Here is a 15,603-nt window from a genome sequence, read left to right on the forward strand (position 1 = left end):
AGCCTTCCCCGTCGTAGATTCGGGTTTCGGTTCCTTCGACTTCGTGGTTGAATGCGACTGACTGCCCGCAGTCGAGACACTCAGGCATCATCGCTCCCCCGTGGTGGCGACGCGGTCCGCAAGCACAAGGTCGTCGTAGGTGCGGTCTTCGCCACACTCGACGCAGAAGACGCCGTTCTCGCCGATGTCTGACCCCGTGATGGGGCCGTCTTTGCTGGCCTCGACGTCCACGTGGCCGTTCTCGAAGCGATGCACACCGCCGAATTGGACCTGGTGGATTACCCAAGAGAAGCGCTCGCCGCCGCACTCGGGGCAGGCGAGGAAGCCACTTTCGTGTTGGTTCGTATTCGTATGTCCGATGCTGTCGCTGTGTGTCATCTCGTGGTTGTCCTCCACCGGCTACGGGGAGCCACAAACTGGCGGTGACTTCGCGGCCGGGAACGGGCAACGTGGAATCGTAGACGTGCTTCAGGACGTCACGACCGGCGTGATCGTGTAGGCGAAGCCGGGTACAATCCAGAGTTCTGGTTCTGCGCTCCCGTATTGGGGTGGCGTGTACTCCTCTGGACTGTCGGGGACGTGATACCCGTCGAGGAGGTCGACAAAGTCGCCAGCCGATGTGACTGGGACGCCAGCTTCGTCGTAGAGATAGAACCACGGTTCGGCTGGGCGGTCCCCGAGTGGGTCGTCGAGCCAGTCCGTCCGTCTCCGCGCTTTTTTCAACAGGCGAAGGCCGTCTTCGCTGGCCACAGGCACGGCATCGGGGAGCGCGCCCCATCCGACGGTGAACGGTCGGATGTCGGACTCTGGAGCTTCGTGGATGAGGATGAACGTCCGGCCGTCGAAGCCGGTCGGGAGATCGGGGATGGTCTGGCGGTCGTGGAACGCGTGAGTGGCCTTGATGATGGCCTCATAGTGCGAGCAGGCGGGGACGACGGCGAACGCAATGTTGTCGACGGTGGGTTCGTAGCCGACGGCGATCTCGTCGAAAACGGGCGCGTAGGCGTCGGGGTGGGCGTTGGCTTCCTCGAGTTCGTGTTCGCAGTCTGCACAGAGGTCGTCGCCTGCGGTTATGGGCCGGTCGCACTCGCTACATTCAATCTCGGTGTTATTCGGGTCCGAGTCGGCATCGGGAGTTCCGGGCCCGTAGTGTTCGTTCTCGTAGTAGGTGTCGCCGAAATCCTCGGGGCTGTAGTAGTCGCGGTCGTCGGTGGTCATAGGAGGGTGTATCTCACCCTTTATACACCGCTGTCGTACTTAAGCCAGATTGGCGGTCAGGCTTCGTCGTCCGGGGAGTCCTCGTGTCCGTGTTGTCGGCGCTGCCGGACCTCGAACAGAAAGCGGGCGTTGGCTTGCTCACCGTTGAGAGTTCGCTGGTCGAGTGCGGTATCGGCGAACAGCGTGCCCTGCTGACCGGGGGCGGCCTCGAGGGGGTCGGTGGTGGCTCGTCTCGAGCGGATGGCCGAGAGCGGCCGGTCGTCGATGAACTCGTCGCTCCCGCCGGTCTCGATTCGCGAGGTTCGCTGGCGGGTATCGACGTCGACGCCGTGATGGAAGAGCGTGGTCTCGAACGGTTCATCGTTGAACGCGAGCAGTCCGTGTTCGTCGACAGTCTTGGTCTTCGTATCGGCCGTGTGGTCGGTATCACCGTCGCTGTCAGCGTCGGCGCCGATGACGAAGACGGATTGGTGATGGACGGTGAACGAGCGGTTCTGCGGGCTGGAACTGGCTGTATCGGAGCTCATGGTATCGGTCGAGTTCGTGGGTGGTGGTCGTATCACCGGGGCGAGACAGAACGGGAGGGAATTGCCGTCGGTGACTGATCCCGCGCTTTCGACGGGGGGCACAAACAGGGTGCGAGGGGCAACCGCGCCCCTCGATGCGTGGTCGGCTATATGTGGAAGTGCCAGTTTGCGACGGAACGCCACGGACCGCCCCAGTCGCCACCTGATTCTTCGAGTTTGTAGTCGTGGACGCCGCTGAGGAAGGTAACGATGAGGTGGTCGGCGTCCATGCTCGGATCGAGTTTCCCGGTGATGGTGATGGGCCCGTATCGTGCGCCGAGACGTCCGGGGTGTTCAGGGGTACAGGTGGTCTCGTCGATGGTGTACGCGAGGGCGATGATGGCTTCGCCGTCGACCACATCGAGATAGTTGATACCGTAGTAGCCGCAGGCGTGGGTGTAGTGTAGCGCACCCGTGATAGTGAACGTCCCGTCGGATTCGATGACGGGCTCGTCGAGGTAGTCAAGATTGAGGCGCGCGAGTAGCGGACTGTTTTTCCGGTTGGCGTGGGGTGTATTCGTGATGGTGACGTCTTGGAGGCCGTGATTCGCGGCGGTTAGGGGCCCCACCCAGGCGCGGTAGTCGGGCTTTTGCCACTGCTCGGAGCCACTGCGTCCCTCTTCTGGTTCGACATCGGCGGGAAGGACGCCGGGGCCGACAAGCGACGTCGGTGCCTCGGGCGTCGACGTCTGGTCGGCGTCGGGTGTCGATGGTCCATCGGGGTCGTGGTAATCGTCGCCGTCACTGCCTCCCGCTCCCGGGCCAGTGCTTGGCGTGGGAGTTGCGGTTCCGGGGGTGGTCCTCGGTTGGTCTGCGGCGACGGGTTCTGCGCCGAGGAGTCCGAGACAGCCGGAGAGACTGCTTGCTGCGAGGAGGCCAACCCCGGCGAGGGCGCTTCGGCGGGTCAAGTTCCTTCTCAGCGTTCGAGGTCGCTGGTGATCTCCAGCCGGAGCTGAATCTACATCGCCTGTCGATGCGGTCGCTGGCGTCCTGGTGTGGTCGGTCGGTGGTTCGTTGCTGGTGGTGGTCGGGTCAGTCATGGGAGGGAATTCCTTTGATTTATTGATGCTGAGGCACGGCGGCGGGTCCTGGCAGGCAATTACTGGTTAGATCGCTCCGGTGCTGTCCTCGGTGTTCTCTTGGCCGGGTTGGTCTGGCCGCTCGCTTCGGTTGGTGCGGAGCTCTCGTTCTTCACATTCTGAGAGGGCCTCCTCAGGAACGCTGAGGTATTTGAGCGCCCACTCCTCGATTTCTGGGAGCGTCATCGGATGGGGAAGTTCGTGATGCCCGACGGGGCGTGCTAGAAAGGTCCCGTCAGCGTCACGGAGGTCTTCGTTGAAGTACCCGAGAAAATACCTCTCGAGCCCCTTCACACCCGGGCCATCCATGATCGTAATCATATCAAATGAGTCGACAGACACCTCAAATTCCAAGCTGAGTGTCGGGTACGTGGAGGGGATATTCACACCTATGTTAGGCTTAGTTCAAACATAACTTCGCGCAGTCCACATTTCCACATTAAATGTGGTGGTTGTGGCGTCCTCACTAGGTCAATCGGTGGCGTAGTGGGTTGTCTGGTGTCTCGGTCTCGTCAGGCGGGGACCTGTGCGAGGAGTTCTTCGACGGCGCTGACGGTGTCGTCTTCGCCGGCGTCTTGGAGGGCGTCGATGGCCTCTCCGAGGTGCCAGCGGGCATCGGTTCGGGCGCTGTGCATCTCTCGGCCACGCGCCTCGCCGGAGAGCTCAGCGGCGACGGCGGCCTCGAGGTGATGCCAAAGGACGCCGGCGCGGAAGGTTTCGACGAGCGTGGTGGCACAGTCGGGGAACTGGGCAGGTTCTTGGATATCCCGAAGGCCGTATTCTGCGCTGAGTACCTGAAGCGTGTGGGCAATTGCGACGAGGTCCTCACCGAAGGGATCGCGGTCGGTGTGGAGGAGGTCGTCGATAGCGTCGGCTCGGGCCTCGAACAGTTGATCGCTGTCGGCGGCTCCGAGTGAGGTTCCCTGCTCATCGAGCCGGTCGAGGGTGTCGTCGACGAGGCTGTGAACGATGCTACGTGGGTTCAGTTCGTGAGAGGGCGGTCGCGTCATTGGCTGAGTCATAGCGAATCACTCCGGAGTTCCTCGAGGGCGGCCGGGACGCCGTTGCGTTCGGCAAACTCGAAACAGGAAGAGTGTGCTTCTCCACTACCGGCGGTTGCAACAAGTGCGTGCGCGGTCTCGAGCATCGTAGAGGATGCTCCGGGTGCGGGCTCATCGAATGCGTCCCAAGAGAGTGTCTCCCGCTCATCGGCAAGCTCACCACAGAGAGGACACGTGACGGAGTGGACGTCGATCCAGCGGTCAGTCATGCGTCTGGCTCTGTGGAGTGGGGCCGGTCGTGTCAGCGTCGTCTTCGACATCGACCACGATGACGTCGCAGGCGACGTAGGGGTCTGTCCCGAGGCGCTCGAGGAGGACTCGTTCGGCGGCTGCTTCCGTCGGCGCGTCGACCCGAAACAAGTCGTCGATGGCGAGGATATACGTCGGCATTAGTAGCCACCCGCCTTTGAGTGAGCGACCGGCTCATTCCCGTACGTGACGGGGATGGATTCGATGGATTCGAGCGCTTCCCAGTCTTCGAGACGTTCATCGGGGTTGCTGTCGAGCTCGAGGTCAGTCGCGGTCTCGAAGGTGAGGCCGATACCGAGCGTGGTCGGATTGGACTCGGTGCTCTCAGCACTCTCGACGTCGCCGTACACGTCGACGCGCCAGATGTGGGCGCCAGGGATGACGGTGAGGAGTTCTGTCGTTGCGTCTGCGATTGCGAGGTCGCGGCCGACCATGCGTGTCGTGAGGATTGCTTCGTAGTCGTTCATAGGTTCGTAGCGGCTTGGGCCGCTCTACCGCTCGCGGAGGAGACAAACCGAGGCGTCGATTCACTCCTACGCAACAACTGGAGTGTAAGCGAATCCACTCTGTTGCGTAGGAAGCCGACTGGGGAGGGATACAGCCTACCGCACACACCCCTATTTCGAGTTGTAACTAGCTCCTGACCCCCCTTTTTCGTGTTGTAACACACCCCTGTTTCGAGTTGTAAATGTGCTGTATATGTACGCCCGAGGGTTTGTTACGCGGTTTCAGTGTTTTCGACGTCGTGTTTTCGGCGTCGATGCTCGCGATAGACTTGGCAGAAGCGTTGGCGTTGACTCCGAAGATTCGATTGGGCGGTGCGAGCCCGGCGTGCGCGGTCGAACGCGAACGGATCGCGATACTGTACGTGCGTCGGGATTGAGACGTGGGCGAGGTCGCCGCCGGTTGAGACGCCGAGTTCGCGAAGATAGCGCCTTAGAATCGCCTCGGTGGAGTCGATTTGCGAACGGAGCGAGCGCAGTGTTCGTTCGTGGCCGGTCGGGTTCTCATCGAGGGCGTCGTAGTCGATCTCGTTGATGTCGATGTCTTCCCAGCGGAGGGTGTCGTGGGGCGGCACAGTTACCTTGGTGGGTGCTCGTTTCCGGTCTCGACCTCGATCTCATCGACGAGTTCGTCGACAGTCACGTAGAAGGGGCCTGACCAGTTCCGTGCGATATCGGGGGCGTCGTCGACGCGAGCGAGTTGGTCTGAGCCGCCCGTATCGTCGGCGACGAGCTCACCGTCGGGAGTGAGCGCGTGCTCGATGGGAACAAGATATGTTTCGGTGTCGTCGCTGGTGACGGCCCGGCCGTGGTGCCAAATTTGCGGGTGGAACGTGACGCGGACGTGCGTGGCGTCCGGGTGGTCCTCGAGGACACCCATCGTCAGGCTCCGGCCTCGGCGGTATCAGTGGTCGCGTCGGCCGACGGACGGGGAACGGTTGCGCCGACGCTCGGTGGGTCCGGGTCACAGTCCTGGTCGTGGAAGGTGTCGTCCCGAGCGTTCATCGAGGCCTGTTCTATCTCGTCGTTGGCATCGGTGTCGTCTCTGTCGTCTCTGTCGTCGTGTTCGTAGTCGTGGTAGTCGCCGGCGACGTAGAGTGCGATACGGCCGGAGATCGTGCCGTCGGCGTGGGCGGTGAACAGGACGTGTTCCGTGTCGTATCCGAAGTGGTTGACGGCGAGTTCGTGGAGCTGTTCGGCTTCGTAGCGGACACGCTCGGGCGCGTCCGTCTCGATATCGAAGGTCATGTTTCGAGTCCCTCACCGACTCGGGGGAGACAAACAGACGCGGGAATGCGTGTCCTACGCAACAAAGTGAACTCATCCGACGGCCCAATCGTTGCGTAGGACGAGCCGAACTGTCTGCTGGTCACAGTTCCCCGAACGTGAGCTGGCTGGTCGAGTCTGCAGTCTTGCCTTCACGCTCGTTCTCACTTTGGCTCTCACACCCGGCTTCGAGCGTGGTGTTGCTGCTCTTCGAGCCCCTGGTTGCCCCTTTGCTGGGCATTTGCGCGAGCGATTCGGCGCAGATTCCCAGCGGGCAGTCGCCGTAGTGTCCGTCAGCGACGGCGAGCCGGTCGCGAGCGGCGTGTGGGTGGACGAAGTTCCCGCCGTGTCCGGAGGGGCGCTTGCACTTCGTCCCTATGTCGGCTCCACACGTGGGACACCGGATTTCGAGGACGGGATCGCGAGGCCAGGTTCGGTCGCACTTCTTCCGATTACAGGAGACGGTCATCGGGGTGTCACGCGAACTCGTCGAAGCCGACCTGCGCGGTGTTCTCATCGTCGAGGGCGACATCGAGGGCAGACTCAACTCCTGTCGTGTGTGCCGTGGGCGGTTCGGTGACGCGCTCGCCGTCTTCACCTCCGTGTTCAGCGTCGGCCTCGTTATCGACGTCGTCCATGGCGTCGTCTACCGACGGTTTGGTCGCGCCGTCGTCGAGTGGCACACCGAAGAAGCGAGCCAACACACGATCACGCCCGTCGGCATCGAGGGCTTTCACTGGGTGGTCGCCACGGGCGAGTTGGGCGACGCTGACGAACCAGACGCGGTGAGCCTCGAGTTTCAAGGCATCACCGAGCAAGACGTACCCGGTGAGGTCGTTGAGGACGAAGTTCAGAACCGCCATTTTCGCGCAGATCGAGTCTTTGTCGTAGCCCAGGAAGACGGCGAGGGCCTCCGGAGCGATTTCGCGGAGGTGGTTCGCGGTATCGACGATGAGTCGGCCACTTCCACAGCCGGAGACGTCTCCGATGACGAGCGGGTCTTCGGGGGTGGCGTCGCGGAGGTCCTCACCATCGGGGAGGTTCATCGCTGCCATCGCGCGGCTCACCGCCCCCGGCGTGAAGTACTGGGCGAAGTGACTGCTCGTCAGGCCGTAGTGTTCGTACACGCCGCCGAGAACGTCTTCGTTGGTCTGTTCCATCGCGAGGACGAGTCCCCCGAGGGCGTTTGCGTGCTGAGTTGCGAGCTCTCGGACGGTGTCTTCATCGCGACCGTCGTTCGCATACCGGGCGAGCGGTTTTTGATACGTGTCTTCGTCGCCGCTGAAACTGGCGAGGGCGAGGTCGATCCAATCCGAGAACACCTGATACGGCGAATCGCCGGTCTGCTGGCTGATGGCGTCGAGTGGGTCGGTGACGAGTTTCCGATGTTCGCGTTCGAGCAGCGTCGTCATCGGTGATAGCCCTCCGCTCGGGATTGGTGTGAGACCGCGATTTCGGGGCTGACGAAGCGCCGCGCTCGGTGCGGGACGTCGATGCCCCGGGAAACGGGGAGGAAGATCGAGTCGCGGCCACCGCAGACGACGCTCGCGAGCAGTTCGTGTTTGCACATCACGCGCCACGGTGCGGACTGCTTGTACGGACACGCACAGGTCAGGGCATCTCCCCACGGGATGAGCGGGTACTGACTGCCGCTCTGGTATTCGCCGACCAGGAGAGGGGCGGGGAGGTCGATGCCGTAGTCAGCGAGTCGGACGGGGTCATCGGTCTGGGTATGCGAGAGCGCGGATTCTCGAAGGACGTACGTGGAATCGAGGGTGCGGTCTCGAGCGAAGGTGTCGGGGTCGGTGTCGTCGTCGACGAGGACTATCCCGACGAAGGCGTTAGGTTCGAGGAGGCGGTCGGCGTCGGGTGTGGACCCGATACACGTCTCGATGAGTGAGCCGTACGACGAGTCCTTGAGGACCTGACTGAGGTTGGGCCCGGGGATGAGTTCGCGATACCATTTTTCCCGGCGCTGGCGTTCCTCCTCGAGAGCCTGTTCTGGGTTGGGTTGTTCGCGAGCGATTCGGAGTCGTGCTGCGAGGAACGCCGGTGCATCCGCGAGGGTGGCGTCATCGTCGACGTGGTCGTAGAATCGTTTCTCCTCGTGGATGCGAGCGGCACAGGAGGTTTCGGCATAGGCGAGGCCGAGTGGTTTCTGCTTGACGCCCTGCCAGGGGAGGGTGGCGGGATCTGTCGGGTCGTACTTCCACGGGTTGTAGCTGCCGAGAAGTTGGTCGCGGCGGACGGGGCCACCGCGGATGAAGTCGAGGCGGATTTGGTGTTCGATTGGTTCGACGTTGGCCGGGTCGCGTTCGACGTCGTACTCGTATTCTCGGTCGGTGTGGGCGAGCGCCCCCGGCGGGAGGACGAGACTGGGCACGTTGCCGTCGGCTGTATAGAGTGTTCGACAGGACATAATTCGGTGACTGGTGCGGGCGTCGGAGGGACGCCCCGCTACCGTTTCGGGGGCGACAAATTGGCTAGGAGTGACTCTCAGAGACCGGCGAGGAGACTGGCGAACTGGTCGAGTCTGTCGTCGAGACGCTCAGGCGAATAGACTGTTTCCTGGCGCTCGTAGTAGGCCGCGAGTTCTGAGGCCGAACCTGAGAGCGTGCCGGGGTCGGTGTCAGTCGCGATGGTGAGCGAACAAACGGGAGCGTACGCCCGGCGGATGACGTCTTTCACGGCGTCAGCTGAGGTCTGATCGTCACCGACGCTGATAATGAGCGGTTCATCCTGCTGGGATTCGACGAGGTCGTTCGCGAGGGCAATCGCATCGGCGAGTGGCGTTCCTCCACCACAAGAGGTATCGAGAAGGGATGACTGGACGTGTCGCGTCTCGATGCTGAACGGCTTGACGAGGCGGGCGTTGCCGTGGATGAAGTCGATAATCGCGACACGAATACCGAGAGTCTCAGCGGCGAGGGCAAACCGAGTGAGAGCCTGGGTTGCCACCTCTATCTTCGCGGGTGACCCGCCTCGCATCGACCCCGAGCGGTCGAGGATGAGGACGAGGGCATACTGTTTCTCGTTGCCTATCGTCCGGCTCTTGCAGACCCGGGAGTCACCGATGGCGAGGCGGTGGCCGGCGCGAGTGTCGTAGGCTCCGGCAGAGAGTCCGCGTCGCGTGCTCTTGCGGCGATCGAGTCGGAGATACATTTCGAGCGTGTCCGCAACGCGGCCAGCGCCGTCTTCGATGGCAGCCCACGCATGGGGTGGGACAAGATCGTCAGCCACAGGCAGGATTTCGAGGTCGGTGAGGCTCTCCGGAGAGTATCCTACCCCTCCACGCTGTCCGCTGTTCTCCTCACGTTCGGTATCCGGTGTCTGCTGGCGGCGTTGACGGTCGAGGTGGTCAGCGAGCGCGTCGAGTTCGTCTTCGAGTGCCCGTTCGTCGACTTGTTCGCGGTCGGCTTCGGTGCGGGCTGCACGCTCGTCGCCGGCGAGGGCGTCTTCGTACGCTGCCTGCTCGTCGCGCTGTGACCGTGAAGAACTCTGTGCGTGGGCTGGCCCGGCGGGGAGGTCCTGCGTCTGGTCGGCCACGCTACCCGTAGAACTCGTAGAACCTGTGTTCTCTGTACCACCCGTGTCTCCAGTCTCCTCACCGCCCTCGACATCGACGCCGGGGGAGCCACTCTCGCTTTCACCCTCACCACCACTCGCACTCTCACGCTCGCTGGACGACGGCGACTCTTCGATGTCGTCCTCGGTACGAGGTTGATGTTCGTCCTCGAAGTTGCCGAGCGTGAGCTGGTTACGCTGTTCTCGAGAACGGTCGCTCCACGCCGAGTCATCTGCTCCAGATGAGTCAGCGGGATTCGGTTGCACTCTTGGCTCGTCTCCAGCACGGGGGTCTGTTTCTGTTTTCGTTTCGTTAGCGGCTCCCGCTTTCTCGCGTTCTCGAGCCCGCCTGGTGGCTTGAGCAATCACCTGTGCCCGAGTCGGAGATTCAGGTGTAGAATCGATGCTTGAGGGATCGCTGGTGTCACTGTCAAGTCTCTGGTCGCCATCACCGCTGGCGTCGCTCCCACTGTCACTGGTTCCGGGAGAGGGTGCTCCAGCCGCACCGCCAGCGTCGGTGGCGCTATTGGTGCCATCCACGTTGTCGGGGGTCGTCTTAGAGGGCTCGGCGTCGACGTCGTCGGGATGGGGGTCAGCCGTGACTTGCGGTTGCTCGAAGATGTTCTGATGGGGGTCGTCAGTCGCCTCTCGTGAGAGCGTGACCTCGTTTGGATCGAAGTTTTCGGGCAGAGATGGCTCGGCGTTCTCACCGGGCGTGGCTGAGGCGTCCGGTGTGGCGTTCTGAGGCTGTCCGTTTCCACTGGAGATCTCCCCGCCACCGTCAGGATTGGACGCCGACTCGGAGCGGCCTGTGGCGTCTCCGCCAGGTTCCTGCTGTTGTCTCTGTTCGTCGCCGTCGTGCTCCTGAGATTGCCCTTGGCCGTCTCCCCCCGCTTGCTCGTTGTCTCGGGCCTGCTGGCGGTTTCGAGTGTCGGCCTCGAGGACGGGCTGGATATGGTCGGTCCAGGTCTGAATGACGCGACGGGCGCGACGGACGGAGGCGGTCTTGTCGTGGGTGTGGGTCGTGTCGTCGCTGTCGGCACTCCGAATCGCGAGTGCGTCACGCGAGAGGGCGCTCAGTTCGGTGTGGATGGCCTCGAACGCGTCGCGGTCGGCCTCGCCTTTGAAGCGGACTCTGTCGTCGGCCTCGTTGAGGAGGACAGCCGTGATACCGGTTGGATAGATGGCTTCGTCGTAGAGACACGAGGTGACGGCGTCCCAGAACGAGTAGCGAACCTCCTGTCCGTCGGGGATGTCGTCGGGCGTCTGTGAGTGGAGTCGGCGGGTGAGTTCGAGGCGGATGCCAGCGTTGTCGCTGAAGTTCTCGCCGTGGATGGCCTCGCTCTCGATTGCGCCGTCTTCGATGATGTTGATGAGGTCGTGGACCTGCTCGTGATACTGCGCGTCGATTTCGGTGTCGAGCAGCTCACCGATGGCAGTGATCGCCGTCTTGAGGATGTGTAGCAGTTCGTGGAAAGCGAGGCCGAACTGGTGAGCGTGGTCAGCAGTGAGCTGATCGTTGAGCGGGATTCGCGTGAGGTCGGCTTCGTTTCCCGTGACGAGCACGAGATAGTCAGCATCGACGCCGGCGAGGAACTGCTCGGCCTGGGCACGTTCGATGGCGGTGGCGTCTGAGGAGACGATGGCGTCGACGTCGGCGGGCAGGACGGCGGCGGTCTGGACGCCAGCGGTGATGACGACGTCGACGGTCACATCATCGGGGAGATGACCGAGGATGAACTCGCGGAGGCGGTCAGCCCGCTGGGTAGAGATTCGGGCTCGTGTCGCGGCCTGTGGCGTGAGGTCGTCGACGACCTGTTGGTGATTTCGGTCTCGGTGACGATGGCTGAGTGACATGGGATGGTAGGGGACGAACGCCCTCGCTGACGCGGGGCACACAAACCGACGTGGCTCTGTTGAAATCCTCAGTAACTGATAGGACACGCTTGCGAGATACAGAGGGTGTATTCAGCAAGGGGTTTTGAGTGTGGTTTCCTCGCCCGAGGTCGATAACGCTCGTCTCAACGCCAGTAAGCCGTGAACCGCTACATCTCAACCCACTCTCTGCCGGCTCAGGCCATCTCGACGTTCGCGAACTCGAAGCGTGCTCCACCGTCTGTGGCCTCCAGCAACTCGACACGCCAGCCGTGTGCCTCCGCGATACGCTCAACGATGGCTAACCCCTGCCCCGTCCCGACACCGCCCGAGTACCCCGTCTCGAATACCGCCTCACGCTCGGATTCCGAGATACCAACGCCGTCGTCTTCGACGTAGAACCCACCGTCCGTGGAGCCGACCCTGACCGTAATACCGGAGCCAGCGTGCTCGACCACGTTACAAAACAGGTTCTCGAACAGTTCTTGGAGCCGGGTCTTATCCGCCATGAGTGTCCGTGTTGATGTGACCTCCAGCGTCACGTCGCCGGTTGGGACGGCACGCCACGCCGCTCTCGCCAGTACTGCTATGTCGGCGGGTTCTGGGTCGGCGACCATTCGCCCCTCTCTTGACAGTTCCTGAATATGGGCGAGCAATTGGTTGGCTCGGTTGAGGGCTTCGGTAGCGCTGTGGAGATGCGATAGGTCCCCCGTCTCGCGAGCCAGTTCGATGTAGCCACCAGCCACCGAGAGTGGCCCCCGAAGGTCGTGTGCGATATCCGCATCGAACGTCTGGCTTTGCTCGCTCTGTTGGGATGGTTCGTCAGCGTCACCTCCGAGAGAGATACCGGAGCCGTTGGCCGACAGAACGAGTCCACCCGTTCCGTCATCTTCCGGCTCCGAAAACGGGTCGTCAACGACAGATATCGTCTCGATAGTGACCGCCTCGGGGGTATCCCGTATGAACTCGCGGATGCGTGCTTCGAGTGTCTCGTCCGTGACGCGGATGATAGTAACGTCGGGCATGGGATGCGTGGGCTGACTGGGGTGTGTTCCCGCATGGCGCCACGCGAAGAGAAACGAGGACCAACATCGCCTGCTGGTGCCCCGGTAAGCGGTCCCTGTGCGACCGGGACCGAACTCACTTGTCGTCAAATTGATAAGGTTGCCACCATGTATAAAACCGTCGCCTGTAGGACTGGCTGAGACACTCCTGCGTAGGATACACTCGCGCCCTCTATTCAGCACGTGCTGACCCAGCGACTCATCTTCTGACAGTAGCGGTGTGACCGATACATCCTCTGTATCGGTCAACCACACTCCTATGAGACGGCAGTCCAGAGAATGACGAAATGGAGCGTACAGAGGTAGTCGGGGTACTCGCGGTCTGTGTAGTAGTGAGTCTCACAGGCTGTGCCGGTCTAACCGATTCCCCACCCGCTGAGCCGACCCTCAGTGTGGAAAATGGAACGCTCGCACCGGGCGAGAGTATTATCCTCACGATACAAGCCACGAACGTCGGGGAACTCACCTACAGTCTGGAGAACGATACCGCACTCACCGTCACCGAGTTCGACGCTGACCCTCCGCCGACTTCCGGCGCGGACTCGTATCCGCCACACTGGTTCTGGGAATCCCCTTCTGAATCGATGACTGCAACCATCACACTCACCGCGTCTGAAACAGCCCGTCCCGGCTCGTATGCTGGGACGTTGACTGTCTGGAATGTGCCCAACAGCGCCGATTCATCAACAGCAAGAACGCAGGCACTGGAGCGGTTCGTTATCGAGATTGGCGATGGCTGAGCAAGAGATAGCCCCGTACAAGCTCTGGCCGACTCGCGCTGTGTATTCAGCACGGTCGCAGAAAGCTACCCGGCTGCTGTCAGAAGTCGCGTGCAACACTCAGAGGCTGAGTTCAGCACGTGGATCAGTGAGTCGAGCAAGGCTCTGTGGACGCGGAGTTCGGGTCGAAGGTGTGAGGGCCGTGGAAAAGAACGGGCACGAGCCGTCGAGCGCAGATGCGGGCACCCCGACCGAACCCTTATCAGAGATACCGCGCTATCTCGTCGTATGAGTACTGGGCGCGAAATACGTCTCGTCGAAGAGGACGACGGCTGGTGGTCGGCCATCGACCGGGAGACCGGTGTGGCGAGTCAGGGCGAGACCCGCGAAGAAGCCCTTCAGAACCTCGACGAGGCGATCGAGGTGACCGAGGAGGCCCGGGCCGACGACAACGATGCCCCCGAACCGGACGCGCCGTGGTTCGAGGATTCGTAGGTGGTGACACGCGACTTCTCCGGACGGGAGATCGTCAAGGTCCTCCAGAAGTTCGGCTATCGCCACGACAGAACCCGCGGCGACCACGTCGTGCTGAAGTACACCCATCCCGTCACAGGGGAGAAGCGGACGGTCACCGTCCCACTCCACGACCGCGTTCGCATCGGCACTCTCCAGAGCATCGCTGAGCAGTGTGGTGCGAACAACTTCCGGGAGTGGTGCCGGTGGATAGACGAACACCGGTAGGTGGGTAGCACGCGACCGCTCTCCCCCTGTATGGGGTTCCATAGATTCTTACGGTAGTTCTGACATCTCGGCGTATGGCGCTGCCAGCGACGGCTGCGGCGGTCGGGCTCGTGGCGGGCGTTTCGTTCGTCGGTAATTGGCTCATCGGGCGTCGCATCGCTCGCCGAGACCGCCCGGACACCGCGTTTCACCGAGCGAGACGAATCAGTAACCGAGTCTCGCTAGGCGGGCTAATCGTCGCCCTCTGGCTCGTCGATGCACGACTCACTGAGCGACTTCTCGCCGTCCTCGCGCCGGGGCTCGACGGCACTGACATCGGCAGTATGGTCTGGATCGCTGTCTACGGCACGGTTGCCATCGTCGTGCTCTCGGCGGGATACTTGGGGTTGTTCCCCCACGTTCGGCGGGCGCGGGGTACCGAGGCAACCGCCACTACCCATCTCCTCCGCATCCTCCGAAATTGGGGTAGCGTGTTGGTCATCACCGTGGTTGCAGTCGGGGTCCTTCACGTCGGGCTTGCGGTCATCCAGTTCGAACTCGGAACCGGTGGCGGTGTCGGATACGTGCTCCTGATGTTCAGCATCGTGCTTCCGGTGCTCTACGCTACAGCCCCACTGATTCTGCGACTCGGGAGTCCTGTCCGTGAGCCAACGAGCGACGAGCGCGAGCGAATCGAGCGCCTCTGTAACCGCGTCAACCTCACGGTGTCGAAAGTGTGGCTGCTGAAAACGACCGAGCAAGAACGTATCTCTTCGACAGTCTACGGCGTCCCGTCGAGACGGGTCCTGTTCCTGAGCGACTACGCGCTCGACTCACTCGATGACTCCGAGTTGTCGGCGATTATGGCAGCTGAGGTGCAATCCCGCCGGACATACACGCTCGTCTACGAGATGGTCGCCACGTCGTTCGTTGCAGTTGGTATCGTCGCGTGTCTCGAACTGATTGCACTCGGGACACCGCCTGTGGTCTGGGTCATCGCCATCAGCAGTCTGCCCCTCCTATGGGTCGGACTTGCGTGGGGTGGGCGGCGACTCGTCTACCGGGCTGACGCAGCAGCAGCCGAGCAAGTCGGGACACGCCAGCTCGTCGAGGCGTACACGCGACGAGCAGACCTCCACGATGCCGACCTCGACGACGGGGGCCTCCGAACGCTCTGGTCGATGGCCCCCCCGATGGGTCGGCGAGTAAATCGACTTACATCTGGTGGCACTGAATCCAAGTGATATCGACTTCAGTGGTGGGTCGATTCTGACGCATCGGATGATTCGACAACGGATTCGTACTGACCGACTCGCGCTCTGTATTCAGACGAGCGAGTTACCGCTCCGAGGCGTATTCTACCGAACATCTGTCAGATGCGGCCTGCAACATGCAGAGGGCGTGTGCAGTAGATGTACTCGCGAGAAAGAGCGTGTTACCTTACGTAGTAACCGCATCCCGAACGAGACGAGGGAGTATACCTCCACCGACGATAATTACGAGAACTCTCAACCACACCGGTGAATCGGTAAACAGATGAATTGCGATGAGTACCCCAAGTGTGAGCACTCCAAACAGAATGAATATTTGAAGTTCGCGGGAGACCATTCGTTCGAAAATTACCGATGAGTCACTAATACGTGATGGTCGTCGAGGTGATTTTTCCGATGCGGACACGATCTTTTGATACTGATACGTATGCGCTGTGTATTCAGCACG

The 15,603-nt window shown here is 61.9% G+C and carries 22 protein-coding genes; 5 read left to right on the plus strand and 17 right to left on the minus strand.

Annotation, left to right across the window (positions count from 1 at the left end; translation table 11 throughout):
* Positions 1-87: 87 nt before the first annotated feature.
* The 15 genes from N0B31_RS21845 to N0B31_RS21915 form a co-directional block, all read right to left on the minus strand.
* The gene (locus N0B31_RS21845; RefSeq protein WP_260644176.1) at positions 88-378 is read right to left on the minus strand and encodes a hypothetical protein; all 291 of its coding nucleotides are present in this window, start codon (positions 376-378) and stop codon (positions 88-90) included.
* A 90-nt stretch (positions 379-468) separates the two neighbouring features.
* Positions 469-1,218: a hypothetical protein gene (locus N0B31_RS21850; RefSeq protein WP_260644177.1), complete on the minus strand. Its 750-nt coding sequence runs from the start codon at positions 1,216-1,218 to the stop codon at positions 469-471.
* Positions 1,219-1,274: 56 nt separating this feature from the next.
* Positions 1,275-1,745, minus strand: coding sequence for a hypothetical protein (locus tag N0B31_RS21855; protein ID WP_260644178.1), 471 nt, complete (start codon positions 1,743-1,745; stop codon positions 1,275-1,277).
* A 146-nt stretch (positions 1,746-1,891) separates the two neighbouring features.
* Positions 1,892-2,824 carry a hypothetical protein gene (locus N0B31_RS21860; RefSeq protein ID WP_260644179.1) on the minus strand — a complete coding sequence of 311 codons (933 nt, stop codon included), beginning with the start codon at positions 2,822-2,824 and terminating at the stop codon, positions 1,892-1,894.
* Positions 2,825-2,890: 66 nt separating this feature from the next.
* Complete coding sequence (locus N0B31_RS21865; protein WP_260644180.1) at positions 2,891-3,250, minus strand: hypothetical protein; 360 nt, start codon at positions 3,248-3,250, stop codon at positions 2,891-2,893.
* A gap of 125 nt (positions 3,251-3,375) precedes the next feature.
* Positions 3,376-3,873 carry a hypothetical protein gene (locus N0B31_RS21870; RefSeq protein WP_260644181.1) on the minus strand — a complete coding sequence of 166 codons (498 nt, stop codon included), beginning with the start codon at positions 3,871-3,873 and terminating at the stop codon, positions 3,376-3,378.
* A gap of 252 nt (positions 3,874-4,125) precedes the next feature.
* On the minus strand, positions 4,126-4,314 hold the full coding sequence (locus tag N0B31_RS21875) for a hypothetical protein (protein ID WP_260644182.1): 189 nt from the start codon (positions 4,312-4,314) through the stop codon (positions 4,126-4,128).
* Positions 4,314-4,640: a hypothetical protein gene (locus N0B31_RS21880; protein ID WP_260644183.1), complete on the minus strand. Its 327-nt coding sequence runs from the start codon at positions 4,638-4,640 to the stop codon at positions 4,314-4,316. Before N0B31_RS21880 ends, N0B31_RS21875 begins: the two co-directional genes overlap by 1 nt.
* 251 nt (positions 4,641-4,891) lie before the next feature.
* Positions 4,892-5,251 carry a hypothetical protein gene (locus tag N0B31_RS21885; RefSeq protein ID WP_260644184.1) on the minus strand — a complete coding sequence of 120 codons (360 nt, stop codon included), beginning with the start codon at positions 5,249-5,251 and terminating at the stop codon, positions 4,892-4,894.
* Between the two features lie 2 nt (positions 5,252-5,253).
* Entirely contained in the window at positions 5,254-5,556 is a 303-nt protein-coding gene (locus N0B31_RS21890) for a hypothetical protein (protein ID WP_260644185.1), read from the minus strand.
* 2 nt (positions 5,557-5,558) lie between these two features.
* Entirely contained in the window at positions 5,559-5,924 is a 366-nt protein-coding gene (locus tag N0B31_RS21895; protein WP_260644186.1) for a hypothetical protein, read from the minus strand.
* A gap of 121 nt (positions 5,925-6,045) precedes the next feature.
* The gene (locus N0B31_RS21900; RefSeq protein WP_260644188.1) at positions 6,046-6,411 is read right to left on the minus strand and encodes a zinc finger domain-containing protein; all 366 of its coding nucleotides are present in this window, start codon (positions 6,409-6,411) and stop codon (positions 6,046-6,048) included.
* Positions 6,412-6,418: 7 nt separating this feature from the next.
* Positions 6,419-7,354: an N-6 DNA methylase gene (locus N0B31_RS21905; protein WP_260644189.1), complete on the minus strand. Its 936-nt coding sequence runs from the start codon at positions 7,352-7,354 to the stop codon at positions 6,419-6,421.
* Positions 7,351-8,361 (minus strand): hypothetical protein, encoded by a 1,011-nt coding sequence (locus tag N0B31_RS21910; protein ID WP_260644190.1) that lies wholly within the window; start codon positions 8,359-8,361, stop codon positions 7,351-7,353. The genes N0B31_RS21905 and N0B31_RS21910 overlap by 4 nt, the downstream gene beginning before the upstream one ends.
* Before the next feature lie 77 nt (positions 8,362-8,438).
* Positions 8,439-11,219, minus strand: coding sequence for a VWA domain-containing protein (locus tag N0B31_RS21915; protein ID WP_260644191.1), 2,781 nt, complete (start codon positions 11,217-11,219; stop codon positions 8,439-8,441).
* Positions 11,220-11,231: 12 nt separating this feature from the next.
* Between N0B31_RS21915 and N0B31_RS21920 the strand changes: the two genes are divergently transcribed.
* Complete coding sequence (locus N0B31_RS21920; RefSeq protein ID WP_260644192.1) at positions 11,232-11,360, plus strand: hypothetical protein; 129 nt, start codon at positions 11,232-11,234, stop codon at positions 11,358-11,360.
* Between the two features lie 218 nt (positions 11,361-11,578).
* Here the strand turns inward: N0B31_RS21920 and N0B31_RS21925 are convergent, their stop codons facing one another.
* Positions 11,579-12,406: a sensor histidine kinase gene (locus N0B31_RS21925; protein WP_260644193.1), complete on the minus strand. Its 828-nt coding sequence runs from the start codon at positions 12,404-12,406 to the stop codon at positions 11,579-11,581.
* A 431-nt stretch (positions 12,407-12,837) separates the two neighbouring features.
* On the opposite strand from N0B31_RS21925, the gene N0B31_RS21930 reads away from it, so the two are divergent.
* From N0B31_RS21930 to N0B31_RS21945, 4 genes are all read left to right on the plus strand, one after another.
* Positions 12,838-13,185: a hypothetical protein gene (locus N0B31_RS21930; RefSeq protein WP_260644194.1), complete on the plus strand. Its 348-nt coding sequence runs from the start codon at positions 12,838-12,840 to the stop codon at positions 13,183-13,185.
* Between the two features lie 267 nt (positions 13,186-13,452).
* Complete coding sequence (locus N0B31_RS21935; protein WP_260644195.1) at positions 13,453-13,659, plus strand: type II toxin-antitoxin system HicB family antitoxin; 207 nt, start codon at positions 13,453-13,455, stop codon at positions 13,657-13,659.
* The gene (locus N0B31_RS21940) at positions 13,660-13,905 is read left to right on the plus strand and encodes a type II toxin-antitoxin system HicA family toxin (protein WP_260644196.1); all 246 of its coding nucleotides are present in this window, start codon (positions 13,660-13,662) and stop codon (positions 13,903-13,905) included.
* A 74-nt stretch (positions 13,906-13,979) separates the two neighbouring features.
* Positions 13,980-15,128, plus strand: coding sequence for a M48 family metalloprotease (locus tag N0B31_RS21945; RefSeq protein WP_260644197.1), 1,149 nt, complete (start codon positions 13,980-13,982; stop codon positions 15,126-15,128).
* Positions 15,129-15,324: 196 nt separating this feature from the next.
* Here the strand turns inward: N0B31_RS21945 and N0B31_RS22740 are convergent, their stop codons facing one another.
* Positions 15,325-15,492, minus strand: coding sequence for a DUF7987 family protein (locus tag N0B31_RS22740; RefSeq protein WP_465270157.1), 168 nt, complete (start codon positions 15,490-15,492; stop codon positions 15,325-15,327).
* Between the last annotated feature and the right edge of the window lie 111 nt (positions 15,493-15,603).

Source organism: Salinirubellus salinus, assembly GCF_025231485.1.
Lineage (GTDB): Archaea > Halobacteriota > Halobacteria > Halobacteriales > Haloarculaceae > Salinirubellus > Salinirubellus salinus.

Coding starts and splice junctions, on each gene's coding strand:
- N0B31_RS21845 (WP_260644176.1), bottom strand. CDS start 378: ATGACACACAGCGACAGCATCGGACATACGAATACGAACCAACACGAA.
- N0B31_RS21850 (WP_260644177.1), bottom strand. CDS start 1,218: ATGACCACCGACGACCGCGACTACTACAGCCCCGAGGATTTCGGCGAC.
- N0B31_RS21855 (WP_260644178.1), bottom strand. CDS start 1,745: ATGAGCTCCGATACAGCCAGTTCCAGCCCGCAGAACCGCTCGTTCACC.
- N0B31_RS21860 (WP_260644179.1), bottom strand. CDS start 2,824: ATGACTGACCCGACCACCACCAGCAACGAACCACCGACCGACCACACC.
- N0B31_RS21870 (WP_260644181.1), bottom strand. CDS start 3,873: ATGACGCGACCGCCCTCTCACGAACTGAACCCACGTAGCATCGTTCAC.
- N0B31_RS21875 (WP_260644182.1), bottom strand. CDS start 4,314: ATGCCGACGTATATCCTCGCCATCGACGACTTGTTTCGGGTCGACGCG.
- N0B31_RS21880 (WP_260644183.1), bottom strand. CDS start 4,640: ATGAACGACTACGAAGCAATCCTCACGACACGCATGGTCGGCCGCGAC.
- N0B31_RS21890 (WP_260644185.1), bottom strand. CDS start 5,556: ATGGGTGTCCTCGAGGACCACCCGGACGCCACGCACGTCCGCGTCACG.
- N0B31_RS21895 (WP_260644186.1), bottom strand. CDS start 5,924: ATGACCTTCGATATCGAGACGGACGCGCCCGAGCGTGTCCGCTACGAA.
- N0B31_RS21900 (WP_260644188.1), bottom strand. CDS start 6,411: ATGACCGTCTCCTGTAATCGGAAGAAGTGCGACCGAACCTGGCCTCGC.
- N0B31_RS21905 (WP_260644189.1), bottom strand. CDS start 7,354: ATGACGACGCTGCTCGAACGCGAACATCGGAAACTCGTCACCGACCCA.
- N0B31_RS21910 (WP_260644190.1), bottom strand. CDS start 8,361: ATGTCCTGTCGAACACTCTATACAGCCGACGGCAACGTGCCCAGTCTC.
- N0B31_RS21920 (WP_260644192.1), top strand. CDS start 11,232: ATGACCGAGGATGAACTCGCGGAGGCGGTCAGCCCGCTGGGTAGAGAT.
- N0B31_RS21925 (WP_260644193.1), bottom strand. CDS start 12,406: ATGCCCGACGTTACTATCATCCGCGTCACGGACGAGACACTCGAAGCA.
- N0B31_RS21935 (WP_260644195.1), top strand. CDS start 13,453: ATGAGTACTGGGCGCGAAATACGTCTCGTCGAAGAGGACGACGGCTGG.
- N0B31_RS21945 (WP_260644197.1), top strand. CDS start 13,980: ATGGCGCTGCCAGCGACGGCTGCGGCGGTCGGGCTCGTGGCGGGCGTT.
- N0B31_RS22740 (WP_465270157.1), bottom strand. CDS start 15,492: ATGGTCTCCCGCGAACTTCAAATATTCATTCTGTTTGGAGTGCTCACA.